Origin of the sequence: Streptomyces sp. NPDC020192 (assembly GCF_044388685.1) — a bacterium.
Lineage (GTDB): Bacteria > Actinomycetota > Actinomycetes > Streptomycetales > Streptomycetaceae > Streptomyces.
On the sequence record NZ_JBIRXG010000090.1, the window covers coordinates 1282 to 3378 of the forward strand.

A 2097-nucleotide genomic window follows, 5' to 3' on the forward strand; every position below is an offset into this window, starting at 1 on the left:
CATCCCCAGCTCGAGGAGCAAGTCCTCTCACCAGAGCTGGCCCCCCTTCTCCCGAAGTTACGGGGGCATTTTGCCGAGTTCCTTAACCATAGTTCACCCGAACGCCTCGGTATTCTCTACCTGACCACCTGAGTCGGTTTAGGGTACGGGCCGCCATGAAACTCGCTAGAGGCTTTTCTCGACAGCATAGGATCATCCACTTCACCACAATCGGCTCGGCATCAGGTCTCAGCCACATGTACGACGGATTTGCCTATCGCACGGCCTACACCCTTACCCCGGGACAACCACCGCCCGGGATGGACTACCTTCCTGCGTCACCCCATCACTCACCTACTAACCGCTTGGTCCGGCGGCTCCACCACTTTCCATTCCCCGAAGGGTCCGGAACGGCTTCACGGCCTTAGCATCACGATGCTCGATGTTTGACGCTTCACAGCGGGTACCGGAATATCAACCGGTTATCCATCGACTACGCCTGTCGGCCTCGCCTTAGGTCCCGACTTACCCTGGGCAGATCAGCTTGACCCAGGAACCCTTAGTCAATCGGCGCAAACGTTTCTCACGTTTGTATCGCTACTCATGCCTGCATTCTCACTCGTCAACCGTCCACAACTACCTTCCGGTGCTGCTTCACCCGGCAGACGACGCTCCCCTACCCATCACAGCACCCGTTGGGGCTATATGCTGCAATGACACGACTTCGGCGGTACGCTTGAGCCCCGCTACATTGTCGGCGCGGAATCACTAGACCAGTGAGCTATTACGCACTCTTTCAAGGGTGGCTGCTTCTAAGCCAACCTCCTGGTTGTCTGTGCGACTCCACATCCTTTCCCACTTAGCGTACGCTTAGGGGCCTTAGTCGATGCTCTGGGCTGTTTCCCTCTCGACCATGGAGCTTATCCCCCACAGTCTCACTGCCGCGCTCTCACTTACCGGCATTCGGAGTTTGGCTAAGGTCAGTAACCCGGTAGGGCCCATCGCCTATCCAGTGCTCTACCTCCGGCAAGAAACACACGACGCTGCACCTAAATGCATTTCGGGGAGAACCAGCTATCACGGAGTTTGATTGGCCTTTCACCCCTAACCACAGGTCATCCCCCAGGTTTTCAACCCTGGTGGGTTCGGTCCTCCACGAAGTCTTACCTCCGCTTCAACCTGCCCATGGCTAGATCACTCCGCTTCGGGTCTTGAGCGTGCTACTAAAAACGCCCTATTCGGACTCGCTTTCGCTACGGCTTCCCCACCCGGGTTAACCTCGCAACACACCGCAAACTCGCAGGCTCATTCTTCAAAAGGCACGCAGTCACGAGAACGTGCAAGCACGTTCCGACGCTCCCACGGCTTGTAGGCACACGGTTTCAGGTACTATTTCACTCCGCTCCCGCGGTACTTTTCACCATTCCCTCACGGTACTATCCGCTATCGGTCACCAGGGAATATTTAGGCTTAGCGGGTGGTCCCGCCAGATTCACACGGGATTTCTCGGGCCCCGTGCTACTTGGGTGTCTCTCAAACGAGCCGCTGACGTTTCGACTACGGGGGTCTTACCCTCTACGCCGGACCTTTCGCATGTCCTTCGCCTACATCAACGGTTTCTGACTCGTCCTGTCGCCGGCAGACAACAGAAGAGAGATCCCACAACCCCCACGACGCAACCCCTGCCGGGTCTCACACGTCGTAGGTTTGGCCTCATCCGGTTTCGCTCGCCACTACTCCCGGAATCACGGTTGTTTTCTCTTCCTGAGGGTACTGAGATGTTTCACTTCCCCTCGTTCCCTCCACACTGCCTATGTGTTCAGCAGCGGGTGACAGCCCATGACGACTGCCGGGTTTCCCCATTCGGAAACCCCCGGATCAAAGCCTGGTTGACGACTCCCCGGGGACTATCGCGGCCTCCCACGTCCTTCATCGGTTCCTGGTGCCAAGGCATCCACCGTGCGCCCTTAAAAACTTGGCCACAGATGCTCGCGTCCACTGTGCAGTTCTCAAACAACGACCAGCCACCCGTCACACACCAACATCGTCAGTGCTTCACCGGGGCCGGCATCTCAGAGGGATTTCATTCCCTCAGACACCCAACAGCGTGCCCGGCAC

General features: G+C 57.5%; 1 rRNA gene (only partly in view). It reads right to left on the bottom strand.

Features of this window, described 5'->3' with window-relative positions:
* A 23S ribosomal RNA gene (locus tag ACH47Z_RS46845) occupies positions 1–1960 on the bottom strand (it extends 1259 nt beyond the left edge of the window).
* Positions 1961–2097: the final 137 nt, after the last annotated feature.